The 24,551-nt window shown below is 57.6% G+C and carries 32 protein-coding genes and 3 tRNA genes; 14 read left to right on the top strand and 21 right to left on the bottom strand.

Annotated features, from left to right (window positions below):
• Window positions 1–36: 36 nt before the first annotated feature.
• The 13 genes from DKY63_RS05715 to DKY63_RS05775 form a co-directional block, all read right to left on the bottom strand.
• Complete coding sequence (locus tag DKY63_RS05715; RefSeq protein ID WP_110963204.1) at window positions 37–981, bottom strand: S49 family peptidase; 945 nt, start codon at window positions 979–981, stop codon at window positions 37–39.
• Window positions 978–2,249 carry a phage portal protein gene (locus DKY63_RS05720; RefSeq protein ID WP_110963205.1) on the bottom strand — a complete coding sequence of 424 codons (1,272 nt, stop codon included), beginning with the start codon at window positions 2,247–2,249 and terminating at the stop codon, window positions 978–980. Before DKY63_RS05720 ends, DKY63_RS05715 begins: the two co-directional genes overlap by 4 nt.
• A 2-nt stretch (window positions 2,250–2,251) precedes the next feature.
• Window positions 2,252–2,437 carry a hypothetical protein gene (locus DKY63_RS05725; protein WP_110963206.1) on the bottom strand — a complete coding sequence of 62 codons (186 nt, stop codon included), beginning with the start codon at window positions 2,435–2,437 and terminating at the stop codon, window positions 2,252–2,254.
• Window positions 2,434–4,251, bottom strand: coding sequence for a terminase large subunit (locus DKY63_RS05730; protein ID WP_110963207.1), 1,818 nt, complete (start codon window positions 4,249–4,251; stop codon window positions 2,434–2,436). The genes DKY63_RS05725 and DKY63_RS05730 overlap by 4 nt, the downstream gene beginning before the upstream one ends.
• Window positions 4,214–4,747, bottom strand: a complete 534-nt coding sequence (locus tag DKY63_RS05735; RefSeq protein ID WP_110963208.1) for a phage terminase small subunit P27 family — start codon at window positions 4,745–4,747, stop codon at window positions 4,214–4,216. The genes DKY63_RS05730 and DKY63_RS05735 overlap by 38 nt, the downstream gene beginning before the upstream one ends.
• A 151-nt stretch (window positions 4,748–4,898) precedes the next feature.
• Window positions 4,899–5,159 (bottom strand): HNH endonuclease, encoded by a 261-nt coding sequence (locus DKY63_RS05740; protein WP_239499379.1) that lies wholly within the window; start codon window positions 5,157–5,159, stop codon window positions 4,899–4,901.
• Between the two features lie 107 nt (window positions 5,160–5,266).
• Window positions 5,267–5,557: a phage holin family protein gene (locus DKY63_RS05745; protein ID WP_110963209.1), complete on the bottom strand. Its 291-nt coding sequence runs from the start codon at window positions 5,555–5,557 to the stop codon at window positions 5,267–5,269.
• Window positions 5,550–5,903 carry a putative holin gene (locus tag DKY63_RS05750; RefSeq protein WP_110963210.1) on the bottom strand — a complete coding sequence of 118 codons (354 nt, stop codon included), beginning with the start codon at window positions 5,901–5,903 and terminating at the stop codon, window positions 5,550–5,552. The genes DKY63_RS05745 and DKY63_RS05750 overlap by 8 nt, the downstream gene beginning before the upstream one ends.
• Before the next feature lie 187 nt (window positions 5,904–6,090).
• Window positions 6,091–6,561 carry a hypothetical protein gene (locus DKY63_RS05755; protein WP_239499380.1) on the bottom strand — a complete coding sequence of 157 codons (471 nt, stop codon included), beginning with the start codon at window positions 6,559–6,561 and terminating at the stop codon, window positions 6,091–6,093.
• A 349-nt stretch (window positions 6,562–6,910) separates the two neighbouring features.
• On the bottom strand, window positions 6,911–9,613 hold the full coding sequence (locus tag DKY63_RS05760; protein WP_110963212.1) for a DUF5906 domain-containing protein: 2,703 nt from the start codon (window positions 9,611–9,613) through the stop codon (window positions 6,911–6,913).
• Window positions 9,610–9,813 carry a TraR/DksA C4-type zinc finger protein gene (locus DKY63_RS05765; protein WP_110963213.1) on the bottom strand — a complete coding sequence of 68 codons (204 nt, stop codon included), beginning with the start codon at window positions 9,811–9,813 and terminating at the stop codon, window positions 9,610–9,612. The genes DKY63_RS05760 and DKY63_RS05765 overlap by 4 nt, the downstream gene beginning before the upstream one ends.
• Window positions 9,806–10,294 (bottom strand): phage regulatory CII family protein, encoded by a 489-nt coding sequence (locus tag DKY63_RS05770; protein WP_110963214.1) that lies wholly within the window; start codon window positions 10,292–10,294, stop codon window positions 9,806–9,808. Before DKY63_RS05770 ends, DKY63_RS05765 begins: the two co-directional genes overlap by 8 nt.
• Window positions 10,295–10,431: 137 nt before the next feature.
• Window positions 10,432–10,686: a transcriptional regulator gene (locus DKY63_RS05775; protein WP_110967855.1), complete on the bottom strand. Its 255-nt coding sequence runs from the start codon at window positions 10,684–10,686 to the stop codon at window positions 10,432–10,434.
• A gap of 105 nt (window positions 10,687–10,791) precedes the next feature.
• Between DKY63_RS05775 and DKY63_RS05780 the strand changes: the two genes are divergently transcribed.
• The 12 genes from DKY63_RS05780 (at window position 10,792) to DKY63_RS05835 (ending at window position 17,010) form a co-directional block, all read left to right on the top strand.
• Complete coding sequence (locus DKY63_RS05780; protein WP_204354300.1) at window positions 10,792–11,553, top strand: LexA family transcriptional regulator; 762 nt, start codon at window positions 10,792–10,794, stop codon at window positions 11,551–11,553.
• A 134-nt stretch (window positions 11,554–11,687) separates the two neighbouring features.
• The gene (locus tag DKY63_RS05785; protein WP_110963215.1) at window positions 11,688–11,888 is read left to right on the top strand and encodes a hypothetical protein; all 201 of its coding nucleotides are present in this window, start codon (window positions 11,688–11,690) and stop codon (window positions 11,886–11,888) included.
• Complete coding sequence (locus DKY63_RS05790; RefSeq protein WP_110963216.1) at window positions 11,885–12,193, top strand: hypothetical protein; 309 nt, start codon at window positions 11,885–11,887, stop codon at window positions 12,191–12,193. Before DKY63_RS05785 ends, DKY63_RS05790 begins: the two co-directional genes overlap by 4 nt.
• Window positions 12,190–12,762, top strand: a complete 573-nt coding sequence (locus tag DKY63_RS05795) for a deoxynucleotide monophosphate kinase (protein WP_110963217.1) — start codon at window positions 12,190–12,192, stop codon at window positions 12,760–12,762. The genes DKY63_RS05790 and DKY63_RS05795 overlap by 4 nt, the downstream gene beginning before the upstream one ends.
• 10 nt (window positions 12,763–12,772) lie before the next feature.
• Window positions 12,773–13,048, top strand: a complete 276-nt coding sequence (locus DKY63_RS05800; RefSeq protein ID WP_110963218.1) for a phage antirepressor KilAC domain-containing protein — start codon at window positions 12,773–12,775, stop codon at window positions 13,046–13,048.
• The gene (locus DKY63_RS05805; protein WP_110963219.1) at window positions 13,045–13,287 is read left to right on the top strand and encodes a pyocin activator PrtN family protein; all 243 of its coding nucleotides are present in this window, start codon (window positions 13,045–13,047) and stop codon (window positions 13,285–13,287) included. Before DKY63_RS05800 ends, DKY63_RS05805 begins: the two co-directional genes overlap by 4 nt.
• 61 nt (window positions 13,288–13,348) lie before the next feature.
• The gene (locus tag DKY63_RS05810) at window positions 13,349–13,690 is read left to right on the top strand and encodes a hypothetical protein (protein WP_110963220.1); all 342 of its coding nucleotides are present in this window, start codon (window positions 13,349–13,351) and stop codon (window positions 13,688–13,690) included.
• 33 nt (window positions 13,691–13,723) lie between these two features.
• Window positions 13,724–14,545 carry a YfdQ family protein gene (locus tag DKY63_RS05815; protein WP_110963221.1) on the top strand — a complete coding sequence of 274 codons (822 nt, stop codon included), beginning with the start codon at window positions 13,724–13,726 and terminating at the stop codon, window positions 14,543–14,545.
• A 71-nt stretch (window positions 14,546–14,616) separates the two neighbouring features.
• Entirely contained in the window at window positions 14,617–15,063 is a 447-nt protein-coding gene (locus tag DKY63_RS05820) for a hypothetical protein (RefSeq protein ID WP_110963222.1), read from the top strand.
• Entirely contained in the window at window positions 15,060–15,605 is a 546-nt protein-coding gene (locus DKY63_RS05825) for a phosphohydrolase (protein ID WP_110963223.1), read from the top strand. The genes DKY63_RS05820 and DKY63_RS05825 overlap by 4 nt, the downstream gene beginning before the upstream one ends.
• A gap of 163 nt (window positions 15,606–15,768) precedes the next feature.
• Complete coding sequence (locus DKY63_RS05830) at window positions 15,769–15,978, top strand: DUF4224 domain-containing protein (protein WP_110963224.1); 210 nt, start codon at window positions 15,769–15,771, stop codon at window positions 15,976–15,978.
• Entirely contained in the window at window positions 15,979–17,010 is a 1,032-nt protein-coding gene (locus tag DKY63_RS05835; protein WP_110963225.1) for a site-specific integrase, read from the top strand.
• 93 nt (window positions 17,011–17,103) lie between these two features.
• Here the strand turns inward: DKY63_RS05835 and DKY63_RS05840 are convergent.
• The 8 genes from DKY63_RS05840 to DKY63_RS05875 all read right to left on the bottom strand — a co-directional run bounded on the left by DKY63_RS05840 (window position 17,104) and on the right by DKY63_RS05875 (window position 21,770).
• Window positions 17,104–17,190 (bottom strand) — tRNA-Leu (locus DKY63_RS05840).
• A gap of 196 nt (window positions 17,191–17,386) precedes the next feature.
• Window positions 17,387–17,659: a hypothetical protein gene (locus tag DKY63_RS05845; RefSeq protein ID WP_110963226.1), complete on the bottom strand. Its 273-nt coding sequence runs from the start codon at window positions 17,657–17,659 to the stop codon at window positions 17,387–17,389.
• Between the two features lie 220 nt (window positions 17,660–17,879).
• Window positions 17,880–17,953, bottom strand: a tRNA-Cys gene (locus DKY63_RS05850).
• 46 nt (window positions 17,954–17,999) lie between these two features.
• Window positions 18,000–18,075 (bottom strand) — tRNA-Gly (locus tag DKY63_RS05855).
• A gap of 63 nt (window positions 18,076–18,138) precedes the next feature.
• The gene (gene pgsA / locus DKY63_RS05860; protein WP_110963227.1) at window positions 18,139–18,699 is read right to left on the bottom strand and encodes a CDP-diacylglycerol--glycerol-3-phosphate 3-phosphatidyltransferase; all 561 of its coding nucleotides are present in this window, start codon (window positions 18,697–18,699) and stop codon (window positions 18,139–18,141) included.
• Between the two features lie 32 nt (window positions 18,700–18,731).
• Window positions 18,732–20,555 (bottom strand): excinuclease ABC subunit UvrC, encoded by a 1,824-nt coding sequence (gene uvrC / locus DKY63_RS05865; RefSeq protein WP_110963228.1) that lies wholly within the window; start codon window positions 20,553–20,555, stop codon window positions 18,732–18,734.
• A 2-nt stretch (window positions 20,556–20,557) separates the two neighbouring features.
• Window positions 20,558–21,199 carry a response regulator transcription factor GacA gene (gene gacA, locus DKY63_RS05870; RefSeq protein WP_008015884.1) on the bottom strand — a complete coding sequence of 214 codons (642 nt, stop codon included), beginning with the start codon at window positions 21,197–21,199 and terminating at the stop codon, window positions 20,558–20,560.
• A gap of 127 nt (window positions 21,200–21,326) precedes the next feature.
• Entirely contained in the window at window positions 21,327–21,770 is a 444-nt protein-coding gene (locus DKY63_RS05875) for a GNAT family N-acetyltransferase (RefSeq protein WP_110963229.1), read from the bottom strand.
• A 619-nt stretch (window positions 21,771–22,389) separates the two neighbouring features.
• Here DKY63_RS05875 and DKY63_RS05880 point away from each other — a divergent pair.
• Entirely contained in the window at window positions 22,390–23,463 is a 1,074-nt protein-coding gene (locus DKY63_RS05880) for a 3-deoxy-7-phosphoheptulonate synthase (RefSeq protein WP_110963230.1), read from the top strand.
• A gap of 191 nt (window positions 23,464–23,654) precedes the next feature.
• Window positions 23,655–24,536, top strand: a complete 882-nt coding sequence (locus DKY63_RS05885; RefSeq protein WP_110963231.1) for a lipase family alpha/beta hydrolase — start codon at window positions 23,655–23,657, stop codon at window positions 24,534–24,536.
• Window positions 24,537–24,551 lie beyond the last annotated feature (15 nt).

Below are 24,551 nucleotides of genomic sequence, written 5' to 3' on the forward strand. Positions count from 1 at the left end.
CGCACGGGGCGGGCTTGGTGACTGCCGCGAACGCGGTCAGATCTGAGATTGAAAATTCAGGGCGGCGGCGCGGACGGCAATGCGGCCGGTCTGCCTGTTGGCGCGACTTAACGCGATGGAGTGGGACAACTCATCAACGGCCTGTTGCGGGCTCTGTAGCCGATCGGCGAGACCTGCGGCAATACCCGCCTGCCCCCGAAACAAACCAGCCTCGGTGGCCATTACCTGCTGTACGGATAGCCCGCGGTACTCGGCCACCGCGTTGACGAACAACTGGTAGCTTTCCTGCACCACGTCATTCAGGTACTTGAGGGACTGGTCGCTCAGTGGCTCATGCGGGCTGAGGTCGTTTTTGTGAGCCCCGGCAAATACCGTAGTGACCTTGACGCCCATGCCCTCTTCCATCTTGGAACGGTCCATGTGGCTTGCGATAACGCCAATTGATCCGACGCCACTGGTCTGGCTCACCACCAATTCGCTACAGGCCGAACCGATCAGATAACCGCCGCTGTAGGCCATGAAGTTGACGATGCCGGTGATCGGCTTTTGCTGGGCCAAGGCACGGATGTCAGCGGCCAACTCAAATGCGCCCACCGCAGAACCGCCCGGGCTGTCGATGTCCAGCACCACCCGCTCGACCATCGGATCGGCAATCGCATTGCTGATCTTGGTACGCAGCTCTTCGTAGCTGGTCATGGTTTCGCACATGTTCATGTGGCTGCCACGACTGACCAACACGCCACTGACCGGAATGACCTCGATGCCCGTTCGGGCGATCGCCGTACGGCGTTCTTCTTCACGCTGAGCGATACGGTCCATACCATCATCCGCCCACAACGCTGCACCCTCCCGGGCGCCGATGTTGACGATGTTCAAACTCATTGCTTGGTTGGCCCAGCGAACGCCGAGATCCAACATGTCAGGCATTACCAGCAGCGGCTGATTGAACAGCAGGCTGGAGGCTCGCAGGTAGTTTTTCATTGCGCCAGAATCCTCTCTATTTCAGCGTGCTGCATTTCGAGCTGCGCTCGCACGTTGGGGTTGGTCAAATCGGCGCCGCCCTTGCCTGCGTCCACCATGTTGAGTGGTTGCAGGTAGATATCACCGCCTGGTACCGGAGGCATGTTCTCCAAGCGTCGGATGTCGTTGACACTCAGCCAGCCCCACTGCCGCCCGATCGCATAGGCTTCGTAACGACTCTTCTGGTCGCCGCGCAGTAAGCCGGACAGGTTGAACTCGATGAAGTAATTGCGCCGGTCCGCCGGCAGCAGGAAGTCGCGCATCATCGACTGTTCGTGGCGCTTGACCCAGGGCAACAATGCAAACACCACGAACTGAATCATCAGTTGCTCAAGGGTGTTGTAGTTGGATTTCTCCAGGTCATTGACCATGGGCAGCGGGATTTTGTAAATCCGGGCAATGTCGGTGCCGGTGGTTTTGAGGATCCCCAGCACTTCGGCATCGACGTTGTTCATGGAGACCGGCTTGAAGGTCATGCCCTCTTGCAGCAACGCGACTTTTTTGGCGTTGTCCATGCCACCGAATTTCTGGCCCCACTGATCGACGATTTTGTCGATGCTGCCTTGATCCTTGATCGCCGGCGCTTCGCGCGGCCGCTCGATGACACCAGAGACGGTCACTCCGTTTGCGAAGCTCTTGCCGGTGTACTGCCTCACTGCCTGAGCCAGGCCGAGTGAGTCGGCGTGCACCTCAATGGGCGATAGTCCGACGTAATGGTTGGAGCTGTGCCAGCGGACATGGTGGATCATGCGCATTGGCAGAGCCTCACCTCCACCAACCCGGTAATACGGCAACATGTCGCCGCCCTTCAGCACCTGCACTTTGTCGTTGCTCAAGGGCCAGAGGGCGGTGATGTTTCCATCATCCCGGCGATCAATGAAGCTGTAGCCGTTACCCCTCAATCCAGCGGCGCCCTGAACACACTCACGGTATTCGTACGGCGTCTGAAAACCGTTCGGCTGGTACCGGAGCACGTCGTAAGCAGGATGGTTAATAGCGGCTTCTCGCTGGCCTTTTTCCATCCGCCGAAACAACTCGCAGGGTAACTGCCCCATTGTCTCAGCCAACAAGGTCACGCAGTTTTGCAGGATTGGCAGGCCAAACGCAGACTCGGGAGTGACCTTGACGCCGGTGCTGTTTCGACCGCTTCCGATCAGCCCGCGCCAGAAGCCGCTGCCCATTTCGGTCAGGTTGCCCCGCCCTTCGCCGAGCACGCTTGAAAAGAACATGCTCAACCTCCTTGGGGTTTGGATTGGGCTTTCAATGCTGCGGATGCCCGATCAGCGAGGAATGACCACGCCAGCAAACCGAGACCAGCAACAATGTAGGCGGCCGGTGCATTGATCATTGCCACGCCAGCGACCAGCAGGCCGAAGCCCAGCAGGCCGGCCAGCCAGGCCAAGAGGGCTAGTTTCATATTCCGACCCCGTCGTCGTAGATGGATTTGCCACTCGGCCCCGCGGCTTTGCCGCTGATACCGGTGGCCATGATGGAAGCGACAATGCCGTCGATACGGCCGGTGGCCTTGGCTTTGTCCGCCTTCCGGTTGTTGGCAGGATCGGAAACGATCACGGCGTTGCCAGCACACCAGGTCATGACCGGGTTGCCATCGTGGCGTAGGGTTTCGACCGTCTCGCTTTCGACCAGAGTGAACTCTGCCGGATCGAGATCGATCACGTCTTCATCCTCCGGGCTCAAGCCCAGCAGGCGACGCTCGAACTCATCCACCGCTGGCCCCATGTCCTTGAAGCCTTGGCCGAAGCCCACCATCTCCGGCAGAGTGATGTCGTATTCGGACATCAGTTGCAGCAGGTCCTCGACGCGCCACCGGTCGTAGGCGATCCGTTCCACGTCGAAGTAAGCACAGATCGTGACCAGCCGGCGCAGCACATGCAGCTTGCTAATCGCACGACCGGGCGTGGTTTCAAGGAAACGGCTCTTGATCCACATTGCGTAGGGCACTTTGTCCCGAGCTTCGCGGCCCTCCAGGTCATCGTCCGGAATCCAGAAATACGGCAGCAGGCGCCAGTGCGGATCGTGGGGTACTGGCCAGAACAGCAGCACCAGTGCGGTCAGGTCCGTGGTGCTGGCAAGGTCGAGCCCAGCCACACAGCGTCGATTGCGCAACAGACGCATCGGCACACGTTCCTCCGCCTGTTTCCAGACGGCCCAAGAAATCCACGGTGCGTCCGCCTGGGTCCATTCGCAGAAGTTGAGGCGGCGTACCACCGACTCTTGCGCCGGCAGACCGCGAGCCGATTTCACTTGCTTGCGCAGGTACTGGCGGCCCGGGATGCCGTCGCTCTGACCTTCAGCAATGAAGTCCAGCGATGGGTTCACTTTTGCCCAGCAGGCTTCGTCTTCGAATGGATCATCACCTTCATCCAGCGAGCAGATGAACGCGAAGAAGCTGTCGTCGTCTTCGATCCCGGCGCAGATGCGCACGCCCAGGTCGTGGTACTGACCACAGACCGTCTTCTTGTCCGAGCCGCTGTTGGTGATCGCGACCACCATCGCCTTGCGCCGGTTTTTGGTACCGGCGCGCATCATGTTCACGGTGCTGGCGGTTTTATGTTCGTGGAGCTCGTCGAGCAAGCCCAGGTGCGGACGCGGGCCTGACTTGCCTTCGTCGGCGCTGATTGGCCGGAAGAAGGAATTGGTCTTGGGATAGAAGAGGTTCCAAACCTTCTCGTCGCGACCCGACTGCACCAGCCGCGAACAGAGGTTGGGCGACATGTCGACCATCGCGACGGCATCGCGAAACAGAATCATGGCCTGATCACGTTTGGTCGCAGCGGCATAGACTTCAGCCCGCTGCTCGCCGTCCGCAACCAGTCCGTATAGGCCAATCCCGGCGACCAGCGGGCTTTTCCCCGAACCCTTTCCGGTCTCGATGTAGCCGAAGTTGAAGCGGCGGTACCCGCCATGTGACATCCAGCCAAACAGGCTGCCGACAACGAACGCCTGCCAGGGCGCAAGCAGGAAAGGCATTCCCTCGTAATCGCCGCCATTGAGGCAAAGCACGTCCTCGAAAAAGCCGATAGCGCGGTTCGCCTGCGTCAGATCCCAGATCAATCCGCGCGCGGGGCCTTCTTCGAGGTCGCGCAGGTGCCGCTTGCAGGCGTTGCGAACGTTGGGACCGGCGATGATTTCACCGGCGAGTACGGCATGGGCAAAGCTGGTGACACGATCATCAGTTGAAGTATTGGTCTGCGGCTGCTCTTTGCTCATTGGGGAATAGCTCACCTTGCGGCGGCGGTGCCGTTTTCAGGTTGCGCCGGGATATCGGCGACATGCCGAACTGGGCGCCGGCGGCGTTGGCGCGCTTCTCCGCGTCGTTCGCCAACTGCCGGAGAACGTGCATCTGCTGGGCACCTGTCTTGAAAGTCTGGATATCGCCGCCCAATTCGTCGTCGGAGTCAGCGTTTCGCTTTGTGATCAGGCGCTGGTAGCGACGCCAGTCAGCCGTGGCCTGGCAGTAGGTTGCCAGCGCCATGGAGTCCAGTTCGGAAACGAGGCCCAGCGAAATCAACGCGGGTACCAACCTTTCCCACTCTGTAACAGCATCGGCGGACAGCACGTCCGGCATGGGCGGTGCAGCAACTGGAACAGCCGGCGCCTTCACTTCGCTGAGCAGGTCGGCGACATTTTTTTTGCTACGGTTGCCTTGCAGCAGTTGGAGTGCCGGCGCGACTGGCGGGCGACCCGAATTTCCATTTCCAGCCATAAATACCCCTGCCTGTTGATACCCCCCCTCCCTCATTTTTCCCGGTTTTGCGTAAAGAGGGGGGCGAGCGGTCTAGAACGAAGTCCGAAAGAAGTTTTTCACCCCCCCTACCCTCAGGGGTGCCATTTTTTTGTGCACCGGAGGGCGCTGATCACCGGTTCCAGTGGTGGCCCGGGTCAGTCGGTCTGCCGTCTGCATTGCAGCCAGGGAGCCGACCGCTCTTCTCCATCCGCTGTTTGGTGGAGTCGTGACAGAACTTGCACAGGCTCGCCCAGTTCTTCGGATTCCAGAACAACTTCCACGCAGCCTTGATACGAACCGGATCACCACTGTCCTTGGCGTCCTTCAGCTTCGGGGCGATCTTGTGGTCGACGATGGTCGCTGCCACCGGACGCTGATCAGTCGAACACATAGAACAATACGGGTATTCGCGAAGGTGACCATCGCGTGACTTCTGCCACTTGTACCCGTATCCCCGTGCCGTGCTGCTGCCGCGCCGATCATCAGACATCTTGTCCATCACCCCATCTTCCATACGCGCGCCAGGTTGCCCGCACTCTTGCAGACCGACCCAACAAACACCGAAAGGATGATCACCAACGGCCATGAGTTGTGCGGCATCACCAGCTGGCCCTTGCCGATGTACACAACCACCGAACCAGCCGCAACCATCACCAGCCATGCAAGACAACTCATGCTCCGGCGGAACCGGGCACCGCGTCGGCGAAACGTAAACAACCGAACGAACAGCGCCACGCACAACCAGAACGTCGCCTGAGTCAGAACCTGTGGCACCAGTTGACTATCCATCCTGCCTCCCTTGCTGATCAGCAATGAGGCCGCGCCGCTTGATGACGGCCAGTGCAACGGTGACAACCACAACCGAAGCACCGAACGCCGCCGGCCCGGTGAACTTGAAAGGCCTGACACCGAACAACTCAACCTCGGCCATGCCAGGGGCGAACATATAACCCATCACGAAAGACACGAGCAGGAACAGCACCCGCTTCCATACTGGCAATTCCTCGGTCGTGGTGAAGAAGACCAGCGAGCCAGCCAGCGCGCCGATCACTGCGAGCATATCCACGCCCGCCAGCAGGCCAGTAGCTGCCAATCCCACACCACCGGCGACGACAACAGTTGCCGGCTCGCTCATGCTGATTCTCCTTGCAGACACCCATCGGGCCGAAAATAAAAACCCCGCCGAAGCGGGGTTAGGTGACCGGCTCAGGGAGGCCGGGTGAAGCTGCACAGCACGTGCGAGGTCAGCGCCAAGGCGCAAATTTCATATCGTGGTGACTTTTTACCCCCTGAGTACGGAACCGAAAAGGGGGCATTTTCGGTTATCCAACTCGACGCAACTTTGACGCAACTTTAAGGAGACTTTGAGGTAAAACGCCCCGACCAGCGGTCAGCCACTGACGGGCATCGGCACGCTCGGCCAGCACCACCAGCAGCCGCTCATGCAGGCGATGTACCTGGTCGTAGTAAGTCTGTTTCGCCTTCGACTCGAACCCCAGCAAATGCAGCTGCATCAACCACGTCGGCGCCGGATCATCGCCGTAACGCAAACCAGCCAACCGCATCAATCGATCTCCCTGTTCATCCTGCCGCCCGATCTCCGATAGAGCTGCCGCGACCTGCTGCGCAATCGCATCAGGCCCAGCCCCTGCACCCAGGATGATGCGCGATCCCGGCGTGCCGCGCGGTGCCGACCCACCCCACTCCATGATGGTCGCCATCGGACTGCCCATGCCACCGCTCTCGCCGTTCAGTCGGCATTGCTCACCCCAGTGCTTCAACAGTTCTTCCATTGCCCCGATCATCGCCCTTCCCCCTGAAAAAACGAACCCAACACAGAAAACCCACAACCCAACACAAACCCAACACAAATAAATCTCTTTAAAATCAATACCTTCAATCTAAGTGTGTTGAGTGTGTTGGGTTTGTTGGGTTTTTCAGCCCTCGCATGGAGATTTTTTCTATTGCCGTGAGAGCCAAGGAGAGTTAGAAAAATGCGCGCGCACGCGTGCGCGCGGGTGTAAACCCAACACACCCGACACACCTCTCTATAACCCTTGAAATTACTGGCTCGAACCTGTGTTGAGTTGTCGAAAGTAACCCAACACATACCCAACACACCCAACACAAAGCTTGGTGAATTCATGCTGCGATCCCCTTGAGGTGATCCCAGCCGTCCACATTCCAACCTGCAAGCTTTGCCTTGGCGCGCCAGAACGAAACCGTACTCCCCAGCTCGGCCGCCTTCAGTGATGGGAGCAGGGAAGCGTCAGGATGATCGGGAACGAAAAAAGCCCCGAAACGACGATTACTACCCTCAGTCCATGGAATGGACCTGGTCTTCTCCACTGCCGAACTGATGAACAAGGAGAATTTCGTCTGGCTCATCGTATGCTCTTTGTTTCGCTGACACCACTCCAGGAACAGTGCGTATAGATCGGTCGACAGGCATGGCCCCCACAACCCGTTTCCTAGCTCACTCGTCTGCCACAGATGCAAGAATGTCTGCCAGCCGGCCCGACTCAACGCCACCAACCGTTCACGCGCATCCGTGGATGGCGGGCGTGTCCGCTGGTTGAAGTCATCCAGGTCAACCGACAACAGCCAGCCATACAAGGCGGCAACACCACCCTGCCCCAACTCCTTACCAATGGCTTTCTGGCGATCAACCGACAACGTCTCCATGGGCCACACCACCAGCATTCGGCGATCACTGTCACTGATGGGCCAAGGCAGAATTTCGTTACTCAGGAACACAGCATTCATGTGGTTGGCCTCTTCCCAACCATTGATGAACTTGGATTCCATCCGCACCGTTTTGCCCGTGACTAGGTGCTTGATCTTGCCCACCTGGTTGTAACGCTGATCGCGGCTCACAACCTCTTCGAACACCGCCCACAACTTGCGGCTTTGCCAAGCGTTGAAATTGCTTTCCAACTGGGTCTGACCAACTGTCGCCGCATACTGGCCGTAAAGCTGGCCCAAGGTATCCGCGAAAAACAGGCTCTTGCCCGATCCCTCCATGCTGGAATGCATCAGCACCGCGGTATCCATCTTGGCGCCCAAATGTTGGAGCGGATAGGCCAGCCAACGAGTCAGCCAAAGCGTTGCATTTTCATCGTGGTTACACAGGAACGAAATCAGCCACCGCAGGTTCGCGCAGGCGTCGTCATCGCGCACCGGCTCCAATGGCAAGCCATCGAAGGTATTGATGTACACCGCCGGATCCTTGGTCATCGTCGGGTCAAACACGATATGGTCCACGTCCACCGTGCGCCGCTCGCTACTGTTCAACCACAACGCATAGGCGTCACCCAGGGCCATCTTCACCGCACCCTCAGCCACGCGGCGCTTTTTCTCCCGATCCCAAACGTCTTTAGTGCCATCGATGTACACATAACGCTCGGTCGGCGGCATGCCCAAGGCACTACCCTTTTTGCCCGACATCCGCCGCGCCTGCTCGATGTCACGCACATGATCTTCAGCAATCAACTTGCGCCGCTCGGTGTCTTCCAGCCACTGCTTCGCCAGAGGTTTGCCGACACGGGCTTCGAACGCAGACTTTTTCATCATCCGCGATTGGTCGAAATCCCACACATGGGTAGTGCCTTCCACCAAAGCAAAACGGCGCAGCACGTGATCAAGGGCCAACACCTCCCCCGCCCCCCCATTAGGAGCCGGAGCGGCCTCGCTGACGGCGTCGTCGGCTCGGCTCGGCTCGGGCATGTCACCAGAAGGGGTCGGGGGAAGATCACGCGGATCCGGCCGTGACGAATGCTGCATACCCAACATACGCGCAGCGTCCTTCACTGCCTTCGACTGATCACCGCTGTGCTCGAGCAAACAGAACACCTCGAAGGCATCATTCTGATGTCCGTTCGCCAACGGATCGGCACCGTGGTGCGAGTAGACCTTGCCTTCGTCACTGATCGTCACGCCCGGTAGCCCGGTACTGCTCTGCGGGTAAAGCCACTTGCTACCCCGCTTGATATACCCATGAGCACGAAGCAGCTCCGCCACGTCGTGGCAACGATTGAACTCATCAATCACCGATGGACGCTTACCTGAAGTAGGTGTCGGACGATTCTTGACCTTCGCCGGCGGAGTGGCTGGCTTGATCGCCCACGGGCATGCCGCTTCGGCATCACGCTTGAAGATGTCCCAGTTTTGCCAGATGTTCAGCAAGTCGATGGTCAGCGTAGGCAACCCGTCTGCTGCATTCGGCGGCGTTCTCCAGATATAAGGTTTGCCTGTGCCCGGGTGGATCGAAGGCGGGAAAACATCCTGTACAAGGCCTGCACGCAACTCAAACACCGTGAAACGCTTGTACTCTTCGGCCTCCGCACGCGCGGCGGCTTCCCCGGCAGCATCACCCTGCTCTTTCGCGACCTTGGCCTGATCCATCAAAACCCTGTGAATCGAGCCGTCAGGGTCTTTTTCATTCGGCCATGAAAGCGAATGCCGGGTCAGCTCAACGCCCTCCGGCAACTTGAAGACCACCCGGAAGCGCGCAGGGTTACCGACAATTGTTGGGTACACCAGTGCCATGGCGTCCAGATCAACACCCAACAACTCATACAACACATGCCGCGTCCACTGAACGTCGTCGACGTCCAACGAGCAGACACGGCTCGGCCCGAGCACGACGCCAAGGTTATGGTTGGGGTTTCGTTGCCAGAATGCTTCAGCATCAGCAGCATCGGTGATGTAGCCGCCAGGCTTGTTCCACCCCAGCCCCTTGGGGGCTTTCTCACCTGGCTCAATGGAGACCAGGGCAAGATCGAAGGTGTTGATGTAACGCTTTGCCCATTCGGCGATGGCGATTCCTTTTGCCTGTTCACTCATCGCCGAGCCTCCCGTAACCCCTGACAGTCGACGCAGGTTTGGCAACCCACAATAGCCTGCTGTCGAAGCAACGGGATGTCGCCACCGCAATCATCGCAAAACTCTGCGCTGATGCGCCTTGATGACGCACGACGACTGCGTTGAAGCGCAACGTCGAGCAGGTACTGCGCCTGTTCGTTGGCACGATCAATGTCATCCATTGACACGGTCCTCCATCGCCTGACGGGCACCAGCCATGATGCCGAGGATTTCGCGAATAACGTCCATGCCCTGTTTTTCCAGTTCGAGGACTTCGTGAAGCTCCCAAACGTTGTCAGCTGCGCCGTCATGCATGGCAGCCACAAACTCCCCTGTCTCGCCGAGCAACTTTCCGACGGCTTTCAACGCATCGCGCGTGGCCGGCACCGGCACCGGGCGATACCAGACGGCCCCTGCAGGACGCATCAGCGCATCGAGCAAGCGCGCATCGCCCGTCAACCGAATGAGCTCTTCCAGCTCATCAGGATTCAGCCAGCGGCGCTCTTCATCGAGTTTGAGTTTTTTCTGAAGGGTGTCGTTGTCCAACACCATGTCAAAGGCAAGGGCGGTGATTCCGCCCTTGTAGTCACGACCGGCGCGATAGATCGCCTGGCGCAATGGAAGGACCGGACCAGCGTCCGGCAACAGATCTGTTCGACTCATAACCGTAAATCCCCTGTTTACGGTGTAGCCATAAGATGAGGTAGTCCCTATCCTACAACCACGACCGATGTACATGTGCTGTGTGTCGTCGTAGCTGGGCTGGGGGATCTTTGGTGAGAGGCCCCAGCTCGGCACCTTCAAGCCACGTTGAGTTTGAGATCTTCAGGATCACAAAAAACGTCAGGCCTCAATTCGTAACGAGATGCCCCGGTCAACCGCTCCACCCTTAGAACAAGCTCAGCAGGCAACTTGCCCTTTTTGAGCCAGTAAGAAACAAGCTGCTGTGAAACCGGTTTGGCAGAGGTCGAGATCAATCGAGCGAAATCGGATTGACCTCCCGCCTTATCTATTGCTTCGGTAAAGGCCCTCCGCATGGAATCTGAAGTAGTCATGTCAACCTCACGCGTCATTTACAAATCCAATTTACGGCTTTTTTTGTTAAACCTCAACGTCTTTTTACGTTTGAAAGGCAACAAATCTTTTTGTAGCCTCGCGTAATGAATACGACCGATACCTCCCCCAGCGTAACCGCCAGGCTTTTTAAGGCCCGTCGTCAGCAGTTGAACCTTACTCAAGCCCAGCTAGCTGAGATGGTTACTAACAGCCTTCCGCCAGGTGAACAGCTCTCTCAGCAAACCTATGCTGCTTTTGAAAGTGGCAAATCCCAATCATCAAAGCACCGAGCCCACATCGCCAAGGCGCTGGGGATACTCGATCAGCTGCTTGCGCTGGATCTAGGCTTGGGTTACGAAGAGCCGAAGCAAGCCGTGGAATCAAACGCGGCCATGCTTGGACCAATTGAAGCGTGGGACGATGACACGCCTCTAGATGACGACGAAGTCGAGGTTCCATTGCTCAAGGAAGTAGAGCTGTCAGCAGGATCAGGCCGAGTCGCAATTCAAGCCCACTCGAAGGCAAAACTCAGATTCGGGAAAATCACGCTGAGGAAACAAGGTGTCCAACCAGAGAATGCCGTATGTGTTTCCGTCTACGGCAACAGCATGGAGCCTGTATTGCCACATGGAAGTACGGTAGGCGTTGATCGCGGAAAAACTACAGTTAAAGATGGCGACATCTATGCGCTTGATCACAATGGGCAGTTGCGAGTAAAAATTCTTTACCGGTTGCCATCTGGTGGAATGCGATTACGCAGCTTCAACCGCGACGAACACGAAGACGAAGAGTACGGACCAGAGCAGCTTGCAGAACAGAACCTCTCCATTATTGGAAGAGTCTTTTGGTACTCCGTTCTCCGCTGATATTAGCTAACAAAAGAGCCCGCAGATGCGGGCTTTTTTGTGTCTACAAAAAAACAATACAAAAAATCATGTTGTTTTTAACGTGTTTTCTTGTAATCTAAATCTCGTACCCCTCTCACCAAAGAGTACGAGCCATGCAAACCACACAGCACAGCAACACCCGCTGCCCGGTTTACCTGCACCCATCAGCGTGCAGTAACCGCGCAGCGGTCGAAGCCATCCAGCGCCGCACCGGCTTGCTGGTCATCACCACCCCCAAAGGCCGTGCCGCCATCGTCGAATCGGCACACACCGTCGCCGACAGCTCGCTGCCTTTCGGGGGTGACGCTGCATGAATCACACCACCCCAGAGGAACTGTTACTGCAGATCCTATCCACGTGCCTGCTGATCAATACGCAAGGCAAATGGCACGCCTTCTTTGACTTGGCCGGTCACGTTGGCCAAGTCGACGTGAGGGTCGTTCCGTCAAACACCAACTATCACGCGCGAAAACCCGGTGATACGGCCAGGCAGCAAGCGACTTTCACTTCAACCGATCAATACCCGAGCGAACACCTCACCGAAGAACATTTTCGTCAGGCCCTTGTTGATCTACTGGCATGGACTCAGGGCTATATCAACATGGGGAATGAAGAATGAACCAATTATTGATCGGGCTCGCCGGCCGTGCCCGCACCGGCAAAACCACAGCAGCCAATCACCTGGTTAACGTTCACGGATTTCAGGGGTACGCGTTTGCTGACCCGCTGCGCGACGGCCTGATGAACATCCTCAACCTGAGCCCTTGCGATTTCGACGGAGCTCGTAAAGAGCAGCCGATTGAATGGCTGGGCCGCTCTCCGCGCGAGCTGATGCAGTCCCTGGGCACCGACTGGGGACGCGATCAGGTTCACCCGGACCTGTGGCTGCTACTGGCTGCACAGAACCTCGAATTCCTGGGCCAGACCAACGACACCGCCACGGGCTTCGTGATCAGCGACCTTCGCTTCGAAAACGAAGCGGAATTCGTCCGTAAACGTGGCGGGATGGTGATCCACTTCCTTCGCCCAGATGCAGTCGAGGTCAATCCACACCTGAGTGAAGCCGGCGTAGGCATTCAGGATTGCGATCTGGTACTGCACAACGATGGCGCTCTTGAAGACTTGTTCGGTCAACTGGATGAGTTCTTCAACGCCCTGACCGCTCGGCTCGAAAGCCGCGCAGCCTGAGGGTCGCACCATGAACCGCACCCTGGACGAAACCGCCGCATTGCTCGGGCTCAAGCCCCGCGCCTTCCGCACCAGGTTGCGGGAGCTGGGAATCCTGAACAGCAGTGGCGACCTTGCAAGTCAGCATCGGGACCGGGGCTATCTGTACTCGGACCCACGCACCACCTTGATTCGCTCCCTGAACAAATATCGCCACTACACCGTGGTGATGGTGAAGGAAGAAGGGATCGACTGGCTGGCAAAAAAGCTTGGAATCACCATCACGAACAAGGATGCCGCCGCATGAGCAACACCCTCGATCTGCTGCGCAAACAGTTCGCAACCCCCTGCCCTTCCCTGACCGCTGTGCGTGAACAGTACTTCACCCACATCCGCACCGATCGCTACCTGCTGGAAGAGATCAAGGCCGGCCGCATCCAGTTGGTCGTGAAGCGCCTGCACGACTCGGCGCGAGCAAAGCGCGTGGTTTACCTGCATGACCTGGCCAACTTCCTCGACGCCCAAGCGGCGAAGCAAGCGGCCTGATTCAACGGTGGCCCCTGCCGCTCAGGGGTAAACAACACAAACCCAATGAGGCACACAGCACATGAGCAAAGCACGCCCCTTCATCGACACGCTAAGGGACATCGAGGCCGGCGGCCTACTCGATGAACTGAGCGAGGCCCAGTTCGGCCTGATCGATGCCATTCGCCTTTCCGGCAAGCCCGGAAAGCTGGTCATCGAGCTGAACTACAAGCCCGACGGCCGTGGCCAGATGAACATCAAAGCCGATGTGAAGGTGAAAGAACCAGCCCTGTCCCGAGGCACATCACTGTTCTTCCTCACACCCGAAGGCAACCTCACCCGCCGCGACCCTCGACAGCAGGACCTCGCTCTTCGCCCTGTTGAAGACGACGACCAAACCCCACTGCGCCACGTCGCGCCGTAACGATCACTCACCGAAGAACCTGGAGCACATCCAATGCAAGAAGCTATCAACCAGCTGGTCACACTGGCCCAGTCACTGGGCAAGCCACTGGATCATCCGGCACTGCCGGCACCTTTCGCACTCGTCCCTGATAACGTCCAGATCAAGGACCTCGAAGGCCTGCTGTCCGCTCCGACCCGGATCCGCCAAGGCGTGAAAGTCCTCGATGCCGATACCTTCATCGCGTACATCAATCGCTACGCATCCAGCGCGTCGGTGGTGTTCTGCGATGGACCCGAAGGCCGTACCTTCAAGGGCGTGCTCGACTACCACCAGCCTGACCACCCTTCATGGGGTCAGCACGTGGCCATCTACCAGTGCCCGATCAGCATCGAGTGGGGCCGCTGGAAGAGTTCGGATCGCAAAAAGATGGACCAGGCCACTTTCGCTGAGTTCTTCGAAGACAACATCAAGGACATCACCGTCCCTGAAGGCATTCCCACCGCGCCATCGGCAGCCGACATGCTGGAAATCAGCCGGACCCTCGAAGCCAAGAAAAATATCAGCTTCCGCCAAGGCACCCGACTCGACAACGGCCAAGTCCAGCTCACCTACAACGAACAGATTGATGGCCAGGCTGGCGAAACCGGGCAGCTCAAGATCCCTGAGCAGTTCTACATCGGCGTGAAGCCATTCCTCGGCGGCGACGCCTTCTGCGTGGCCGTTCGCTTCCGCTACCGCATCCAAGAATCCCGCCTAGTCATGTGGTTCGAGCTGGTCCGTCCGGACAAGGTACTGGAAGAGGCCTACACCACCGTGCGGGCCAAGATCCAAGAGTCAATCGGCGAAGTGCCGATGTACGAAGCAACCATCTAACCATTACAGCACCCCGCCGCCGGCCTCTCACCAATGATCCCGGCGGCGGGCTCTACCGAGGAACACAGCACATGCAAACACAACACCTGATCATCATCGCCACCTTCTCGGCCCTTGGGCTGCTGATGATGACCTACTTCATTCGCAAAGCGATCGGGCGGGCGTTCGAGAAAAGGGTTGCAACTCAAGCTACAGAACACCGGGATCGTGTATCAGCCCTAACCTCAGACATCACCCGCCTGATCAACGTAGGCCTTGATCGCGATGAACGCCATCAGCGGGAAATCCGGGCACTGAAAATCGATCACCTTGCAGCCTTGTCGCAACACACAGCCTCGCCTTTCACCGAAATAGACCATCAGTTCTTGAAGCAAGTCCACGGGACATTGCTGCTCGCTAAACAGACATGGCGCGCAATACCCGGCACCGAGCCCTACCAGGTGAAAGCAGAACGCCAAGCCGAAACAGTTCTCGAACTGGCCAGCCGCATCCACGTAGCGCAAGGAGCCGCAGCATGAATTGGATTCTCACCCGCAGCGGTCGCCAGTTCGACCTGCTGAACCCAACCGCCGCCATGATCAGTCCCCACGACATCGGCCATGCGCTGGCCCGGCTCTGCCGCTTCACCGGCCACACGCTCGCTCATTACAGCGTGGCGCAGCACAGCATGATCGTCTGCGACCTGGTACCGCAGAAGGACCAGCTCGCTGCCCTACTCCACGATGCCACCGAGGCCTACCTGGGCGACATGACCCGACCACTCAAAGCACTCATGCCTGAATACCGCCGGATCGAGCAAGGCGTATGGCATGCCGTCTGCAACCGCTTCGACATCGACCCAATCCTGCCAGAGAGCGTAATCCGCGCCGATATGGTGGTGCTGGCCACCGAACGCCGCGATTTGATGCCACAACACCCCGGCGAATGGGAATGCCTGAAAGGAGTTCCGGCAATGCCCGAGCGCATCACCCCATTGCCAGCTCAAGAGGTAAGTATTCAGTACTTCAGCCGCCTGATGGAGCTGATGCAGGGTGATCACCGCCGGAGGATGAGTGCATGACCGCCCTTCGCCGAACAGTCAGAATCCGCCGCGGGCAAATGCCGCCCCTCGACTTGATCACGATTTGCGACAAGTGCAACACGTCGCGAGCCCACGGCAACCATCAAAAGTGCAGCAAATTGCGCCAGGTCGAAGGCATCGCGCGACGCACAGGAGGCACCCCATGAACAGCATCGAATTTCTCACCCACGACCAGGTGTGCGAACTGACGGGCGCCAAGAACAAGGCTGGACAAATAACCGTGCTGAAACGCAATGGCATACGCCACACCATAAAACGCAACGGATGGCCCTGCGTAGTCGCCTCGTCACTCACTGGCGAGCCTATATCCGCTCCGGAGAAGCCGGCGTGGGCTCCGCGGCTGGTGGGATAAATGGGAAGACGTCCAACGAAACCGGGGAGCATTCCCCGGTTGCGCGAAAGAAAGCGCGGCAACACCATTTATTACCTCTATGACACCGGCGGCAAACCTCGCAAGGAAATCTCGCTGGGAACCGATTACGGCAAAGCCATCATCGAGTACGCCAAACTCGAACAAACTCGCGTGTCACAAGCTCTGACTCAGAAAGTGCTGACCTTTGCCTATGTCGCCCAGATTTACATGGACGAAGTGGTTCCGACCAAAGGCATCGCCACCCAGCGTGATAACGCCCGGGAACTGAAAAACCTATTGCTGTTCTTCAACGACCCACCTGCACCGCTGGAAGCAATAGAACCCCAGCACGTCGCACAGTATCTTCGGCATCGAGGCAAGACCGCCCCAGTCCGAGCAAATCGGGAAAAGGCCTTGCTGAGTGCCATCTGGAACTTTGCCAGGGAAAGTGGCTACACCTCTTTAGCCAATCCCTGCTCCGGAGTGAAGGGAAATAAAGAAACTGGAAGAGATGTCTATGTCGAAGATGACGTATTTGCGAGAGCCTACGAACACGCCGACCAGCCGCTGCGAGACGCATTGGATCTGTTTTACCTGACCGGACAACGGATCGCCGACACACTGAAAATGGACGAGCGTGATATCCGGGATGGAAAGCTTGCCGTTCGTCAGGGGAAGACGGGGGCGAAACGTCGTATCGAAATAATTGGCGAATTAAAGGTGGTGGTCGATCGGATCATGGCCCGAAAGTCAGGGCATAAGATCAGATCGACTCGCCTGGTAGTCATGGAGTCAGGACAGCCAATGACACCAAGCATGCTCAGAAAGAGATTTGATGATGTACGAGAAGCAGCAGGCATCCCTAAATCTGAATTCCAGATGAGAGATTTACGAGCCAAAGCCGCAACAGACAAGGAGGAATCGACAGGCAACATCAGAGAGGCCCGCGATCAATTGGGACACACAACAGTCGGCATGACGGAGCAGTACATCCGCATGCGCAAGGGTAAGAAAGTAACCCCAACGAAGTGACGGTCGACACGGAATTGCGGAAAGGATTTTTTTATTGCGGAAAAAAAAGATAACGGCCTGCATGAAGAATCTCATGCAAGCCCTTGATATCTATGGTGCCCGAAGCCGGAATCGAACCGGCACGCCCTTACGAGCGGGGGATTTTAAGTCCCATGCGTCTACCAGTTTCGCCATTCGGGCGGTAGCGCGGTGAATCAGAGGGGGGAAATATATACATCCCGCTCCAGTGAAGCAAGGTCGCATATGTGATTTTGAAGACTAATTCTTGCGAACTTAGAAAATAAAAAACTTCTTAAATCATGAACCTACGGATCTTTTTTCAGATTCCATGCAGGTTTCGGCAATCACGCTCTACGATACTGAGTGCCATTTCCCGTCAACCCAGACTCAAGTCCAGCGCATAGCATGTCAACGCCTGTTGTTGTTTGGAGTCGATCCGACCGGCAAAAAACAACATATCCGCATAACCTTTACAGACGCCCAGATCGAACTCGCAGGAGTTACCGGATTGGCCGTTTACGAGAAAATTGAATCTCGTCGAAAGCGCACTGCGTTCCAGCTTGTGAAGTCCTTCGAGTATTTCCTGGACTAATTTGGGAGCGGGTCGCTCAAGAGCGACCGTTTTGATCTGGGGATTGCCATCGTTCATTGTGTTTCCCTGGGTAAAGAGCAACTTGCTTCAAACTCGACGTAGGTGTCGCCTGACTCTTGTTTGCTCGTGAAGACACCACCGGGAAACAACACTATCGACAAGCTCGCCTCGCAGAAATCAGGTATCCCTGAAAGTGCCGGGGAAAATTGACAGAACAGACTTTCTTGAGGGCAATAAAAAACCCCGTAGATCATCGATCTACGGGGTTGTTTATTAGTGGAGGCCGAGGTCGGAATCGAACCGGCGTAGGCGGATTTGCAATCCGCTGCATAACCATTTTGCTACTCGGCCTCAAAACATTTGCTGTCAGTAGCAACAACATCAAATGTGTAAAACTTGGAGCGGGAAACGAGACTCGAACTCGCGACCCCGACCTTGGCAAGGTCGTGCTCTACCAACTGAGCTATTCCCGCGTCTTGGTGTGGCGCATTCTATAGAATCCAGAAGCCCCGTCAACCCTTTGATTCAAAAAAGTTTTATTTCTTTTCAACGTCGGTCTTCAGATGCGGCCAGGCAGCCCGCAAGTATTGGACCATGGACCACAACGTCAGACCCGCAGACACCATCAACAAGGTGTAACCCAGTACCACCCAGAAGCTGAGGTCAGACGGATTGGCCAGCAGAATCACCAACGCCAGCATCTGCGCGGCGGTTTTCCATTTGCCGAGGTTCGACACGGCGACATGAGCGCGGGCGCCCAGTTCGGCCATCCACTCACGCAAGGCTGAGACCACGATCTCGCGCCCAATGATGACAGCAGCTGGCAACGTGAGCCAAAAATTGCCGTGCTCCTGCACCAGCAGCACAAGCGCAACGGCAACCATCAACTTATCAGCAACAGGATCGAGAAACGCTCCAAACGGTGTGCTTTGCTCCAGACGGCGGGCGAGATACCCGTCCAGCCAATCCGTGGCAGCGGCAAACGCGAAGACCGAGGCTGACGCCAGGTAGCTCCATTGATAAGGCAGGTAGAACAGCAAAATGAAGATCGGTATGAGCAGAACGCGTAGAACGGTAATCAGATTAGGGATATTCATCGGCACAACTGGCTACGAGGTGAGGTGGCATTCTACTCGCTGTGCAGATTTGCATAAATCAACTCTGCGAGCTTTTTACTGATCCCGGGGGCTTTGGCGATCTCTTCGATGCTGGCACGAGACAGCTCCTGCAATCCACCAAAATGTTTCAACAAATCGCGGCGACGTGTCGGCCCTACCCCGGCAACCCCCTCGAGTGTAGACGTGCGACGGGTTTTTCCGCGACGGGCACGGTGGCCGGTGATGGCAAAACGGTGAGCTTCGTCGCGAATCTGCTGGATCAAATGCAGCGCGGGAGAATCACCGCGAAGCGTGAATTCGTGAGCGGCATCGTTGAGGTACAGGGTTTCGAAACCCGCCTTGCGCGTCGCCCCCTTAGCCACGCCGAGCAGGATCAGGTCCGGCACCGCCAACTCGTTGAGCACGTCGCGGGCCATGGAGAGCTGCCCCTTGCCGCCGTCCACCAGCAGAATGTCGGGCAGCTTGCCCTCCCCGTCCTTCAGCTTGCTGAAGCGTCGGGTCAGCGCCTGATGCATCGCGGCGTAGTCATCGCCGGCCGTCACGCCTTCGATGTTGTAGCGACGGTAGTCGGACTTGATCGACCCCTCAGGACCGAACACTACACACGACGCCACGGTCGCTTCACCGCTGGAGTGACTGATGTCGTAGCACTCGAGTCGCTGTGGTGGCTCGTCCAGCTTCAGCACGTCGGCCAGCGCATCGAAACGTGCCGTGATGTGCTGACGATTTGCCAGGCGCGCGCTCAGAGCCTGTTCGGCATTGGTGACTGCCAGTTGCTGCCAGCGTGCGCGCGTACCTCGCACCCGGTGACTGATGGTCAATTCACGCCCGCGCAACTCGTCGATGGCGGCAATCAGCGTCGGGAAATCTTCGTGAACCACGTTGACAATCAGTTCGCTCGGCAAGTCGCGTTCGGGACTGCTGACGAAGTACTGTCCAAGAAACGCAGCCATGACTTCGGAAACGTCTTCTTCAATACCGACTTGCGGGAAAAAGTTCTTGCTACCCAGCACCCGCCCGCCACGCACACTGATCAAATGGACGCAGGCGCCACCTGGATTGACGAACGCCGCGATCACATCGACATCGCCACTTCCGCCCTCCATGCTCTGCTGATCCTGAACCCGTCGCAGCAACGCAATCTGGTCGCGCAATTCGGCCGCACGTTCGAACTCGAGGTTGATCGCGGCCTCCTCCATGGCGCCCGACAACTCATCGCTGAGCGCATTGCTGCGACCTTCAAGGAACATCACCGAGTGCCGCACGTCCTCGGCATACACCTCAGGCTCAACCAGCCCGACGCAAGGCGCCTTGCAACGCTTGATCTGGTACTGGAGGCAGGGACGCGTGCGGTTCTTGTAATAGCTGTCTTCGCACTGGCGAACGAAAAATGCCTTTTGCAGCAGGCTCAGGCTTTCACGAATCGCACCCGCGCTGGGGTAAGGACCGAAATACTTGCCCTTGGCCTTTTTCGCCCCCCGATGAATGCTCAAGCGAGGAAACTGGCCATCGGACAGAAAGACGTAGGGGTAGGATTTGTCGTCGCGCAGCAGGATGTTGTAGGGCGGCCGCCATTCCTTGATCAGCGTCTGCTCGAGCAGCAACGCCTCGGTTTCGTTGGCGGTGATGGTCGTCTCGACCTGGGCGATACGTGCAACCAGCGCGGCGGTCTTGGGCGCCAGGCCGGTTTTACGGAAATAACTCGACAGGCGATTTTTCAGATTCTTGGCTTTGCCGACATACAGCAGGCGCGCATCGCTGTCGAACATGCGATACACACCTGGGCGCCCACTGACGGTTGACAGGAAGGCGCTTGGATCAAAGATTTCAGTCATTTTCAGAGGCTGGCATCGACCATGCCGTGACGAACCGCCAGCAGCGTCAACTCGACATCACTGCTGATCGAAAGCTTTTCGAAAATGCGGTAACGGTAGGTATTCACGGTTTTTGGCGACAGGCACAACTTGTCGGAGATGATCTGGACCTTCTGACAACCAACGATCATCAACGCGATCTGGATCTCGCGCTCGGACAAGGCATCGAAGGGAGAATCATTGGTTGGCTGGAAGGATTTGATTGCCAACTGCTGGGCAATCTGCGGACTGATGTAGCGCTGACCGGCAAATACCAGGCGAATGGCCTGGACCATTTCCGGCAGACCTGCGCCCTTGGTGAGGTATCCCGCAGCGCCGGCCTGCAACAAGCGTGTAGGAAACGGGTCTTCCTCACACACCGTTACCGCGACGACTTTGATGTCCGGATGACTGCGCAACAGCTTGCGAGTGGCTTCAAGACCACCGATACCGGGCATCTTGACGTCCATCAACACCACATCGGGTTTGAGCTCTCGAGCCTTGAGCAACGATTCTTCGCCCGATTCAGCCTGGCCGACCACTTGCAGGCCATCGATGTCAGCCAGCATTCGTGTAATGCCTGTACGAACGAGATCATGGTCATCGACTACTAGCACCCTAATCAAGCAGACACCTCGCGATATGGTCTTTGTGGGTTGTCGCCACCTTAGCAAAAAGGAACTGGCAGACCTAGCGGAAAGCGTCACATAAAAAGTTTCCAGTTATCTTGCAAAGCCCTGTGCCAAGCGTGTTTCAGACAAACGTGCGATCGATGTCGCGCTGCATTTTCAGGAAACATGCGTCCGTCCCCACCACTTGTAATCCCTTTCTTTCATACAACGCCCGCGCCGGATTGTTTTCGAAAACCGTCAGGCGCAATGCCGGGCGTCGTTCCCGGCAGGCGACGGCAAATACCTGATCGATCGCCCAGCCACCTGCACCCTTGCCGCGAAACGCTTCGGCAATCTGAAGTTCACGGATGTACAAGGCCCTCGCATCCCGGCTCAGACTCACGAACCCCTGTCGCTCCTCACCATGCAGGATGATGCGGTTGTCTCGCCCCGCCCAGGCGATATCGAATGCCTCGTCCTGCCACAGCAAATCATGCTGAATGTAGTAACGCAGCATATTGCTGCAGGTCAGTTCGCGGGCAAAATCGAGATCGTGATCAGTGGCCACACGCCATTCAAATTCCATTGCACCTTGGTTACCTGTTTTCAGAAGCTCGAAGTGTGTCACAACCGACAAAGTGCTCAAGCCATAGAAAAAGCGCCTGCCATCGATAGCATTTTCTGATTGAACCCTGATGCCGGCCTCTAGTAAGCTCGGCGCATCCATCGGAGACACATCATGCTCAACACCCTCCTCCAGCTACGTACCGCCAGCGCCCTGCGCTCGGTTTCGGCTGCCCGGGTGAAAGACGCTTGTGCTCCGGTCAGCTTTTATTTTGGGTATTGGTTTAGCCACTGGCGCGCCTGATACCCACACGGCGCCCACTTTGAACGGGTCGCCACCAGAGAATTCTCAACCCCCGGTCGGCCTCCCGACCGGGGGTTTTGTTTTTTCAGCCCCTGACATTTTGTTGTGACACACCAGACATTTAGAGGATCGACACCATGAACTACGCCACTTATTACCGTTACGACATTTTTACCGCCTGGCGATTTACCACCCTCCGTTCGGGACAGCCTGCCGCCTCCGATCGGTCACCCACAGGTGGCAAACAAACACACGCAGCCAATTTGGCGAATTGTCGAACACCCCTATAGGGCCGAGTGCGCGGGAGCGAACCCGCCGCCAGCCAGGAAGCCTGAACATGAACTCGTCTGTCTCTGCTTTGCCGCTTTCCATCCTGAATCCTGCCAATGAAGCGCTGACCCAGCGTCTGCCCAGCTCATTGCAACTCAAACAGCAACTACCGCTCACCAACGCCCTGAACCATCAAGTCGCCACCCACCGCCAGGCGGTCCGCGCGATCCTCAACGGCGAAGACTCCCGTCTGCTGGTCATCGTCGGTCCCTGCTCGATTCATGACCCGAAATCCGCGCTCGAATACGCCGCCAATCTCGCCCGCCTTGCAGCCGAGGTCAGCGATGAGATGTTGCTGGTCATGCGCGCCTACGTCGAAAAACCCCGTACCACGGTTGGCTGGAAGGGTCTGGCCTACGACCCGCACCTGGACGGCAGTGACGACATGGCGGGCGGCCTTACCCTTTCCCGCGAGTTGATGCGCGAAATGCTCATGCTCGGTTTGCCGGTGGCGACCGAACTGCTGCAACCCATGGCTGCCGGGTACTTCGATGACCTGCTCAGCTGGGTCGCCATCGGCGCCCGCACCACCGAATCGCAAATCCATCGCGAAATGGCCAGCGGACTGAGCATGCCGGTCGGCTTCAAAAACGGCACCGATGGCGGTGTCACGGTGGCCAGCGACGCCATGCGATCGGCCGCCCATCCGCATCGCCATTTCGGCGTGGATAGCCAGGGACATCCCGCGATCATCCAGACCCCGGGCAATGCAGACACCCACCTGGTACTGCGCGGTGGCCACAACGGCCCGAACTACGACCGCGCCAGCGTGGCCAGGGTGCACAGCGACTTGACGAAATTGAAGATTCCGGCCCGGATCATGGTCGACTGCAGCCACGCCAACAGCGGCAAGGACCCGCTACGCCAACCCGCAGTGTTTAACGACGTGCTGGAACAACGCCTGCAAGGTGATCGCTCGCTGATCGGCATGATGATCGAGAGTCATTTGTTCGAGGGCTGCCAGCCACTGAGTCCATCGCTGAAATACGGAGTGTCGGTCACTGACGGCTGTCTGGGCTGGAGCGGGACGGAGCAATTGTTGCGTCAGGCGGCGCAGCGGCTGCGCACGCAGCACGATTGATAGCGACGGCAACCCGCCGAAAAGGAAGCGGGGCATCCCGATCGGGACGTCATCCCACCCTGCCTTTTCGGCGCTCGGCTATTGCGCATTCGTCCGCCTGCCGCGTCCTTTTCATACACCGAGGACCGGTTCGCGTGTTTTAGAGTGAGCCGCGAGGCAACACTCTGAATGCCGGAAAAAGGACATTGAACATGCAACGGATTGCAGCCACTCACTACCCGATTCTCCTGGTCCACGGGCTCTTCGGCTTTGACCGAATCGGTAACTTCGAACTCTTCCATGACATCAAGCAGGCCCTGAGAAACTCAGGCGCACGGGTTTTCGTACCTCACCTGTCGGCCACCCACAGCAACGAAGCCCGTGGCGAACAACTGCTGGCGCAGATCAATCGGGTTTTGCAAGGTACGGGCGCGAGCAAGGTCAATCTGATCGGCCACAGCCAAGGCGCGCTGGCGGCGCGTTACGCGGGGGCGCTCGCGCCGGGGTCAGTAGCCTCGATAACGTCCGTCAGCGGTCCGAATCATGGCTCGGAACTGGCGGACGTCCTGCGCAAAGCCCTGATCCCCGGACAATTGCCGGAATATGTCGCCGAGGCGGTCGCGACGTTGTTCGCCGAGTTTCTGGCACTGCTCGGCGGCCACCATCAGTTACCACAGTACGCCTTGGCCGCGCTTAATGCCGTGACTACCGAAGGGGTAGGCGCCTTTAATGACAAATACCCTCAAGGGTTGCCGAAAACCAGAGGCGGCCAGGGTTGCGAGTTGGTAAACGGCATCCGCTACTACTCATGGAGCGGCACCGTACAGGGCAGTCTCCTCGAAGGTGGGCATAAATCCATCAGCCCGCTGCACAACTGCTTGCGCACACTATCCCGATACTTCGTCAATGAGACGGAACAGAACGATGGCTTGGTCGGCCGTTTCAGCTCCCACCTGGGGACGGTGATCCGTTCCGACTACCCCCTCGATCATCTGGACACCCTGCGCCAGACCAGCCTTGTGACTGCAAACGCCATCGACCCGATCGACCTGTATGTGCAACACGCCGAACGCCTGAAAAAAGCCGGTCTTTGATCGTGATACCGGTCA

It is taken from the genome of Pseudomonas putida, from assembly GCF_003228315.1.
GTDB classification, from domain to species: Bacteria; Pseudomonadota; Gammaproteobacteria; order Pseudomonadales; family Pseudomonadaceae; genus Aquipseudomonas; species Aquipseudomonas putida_S.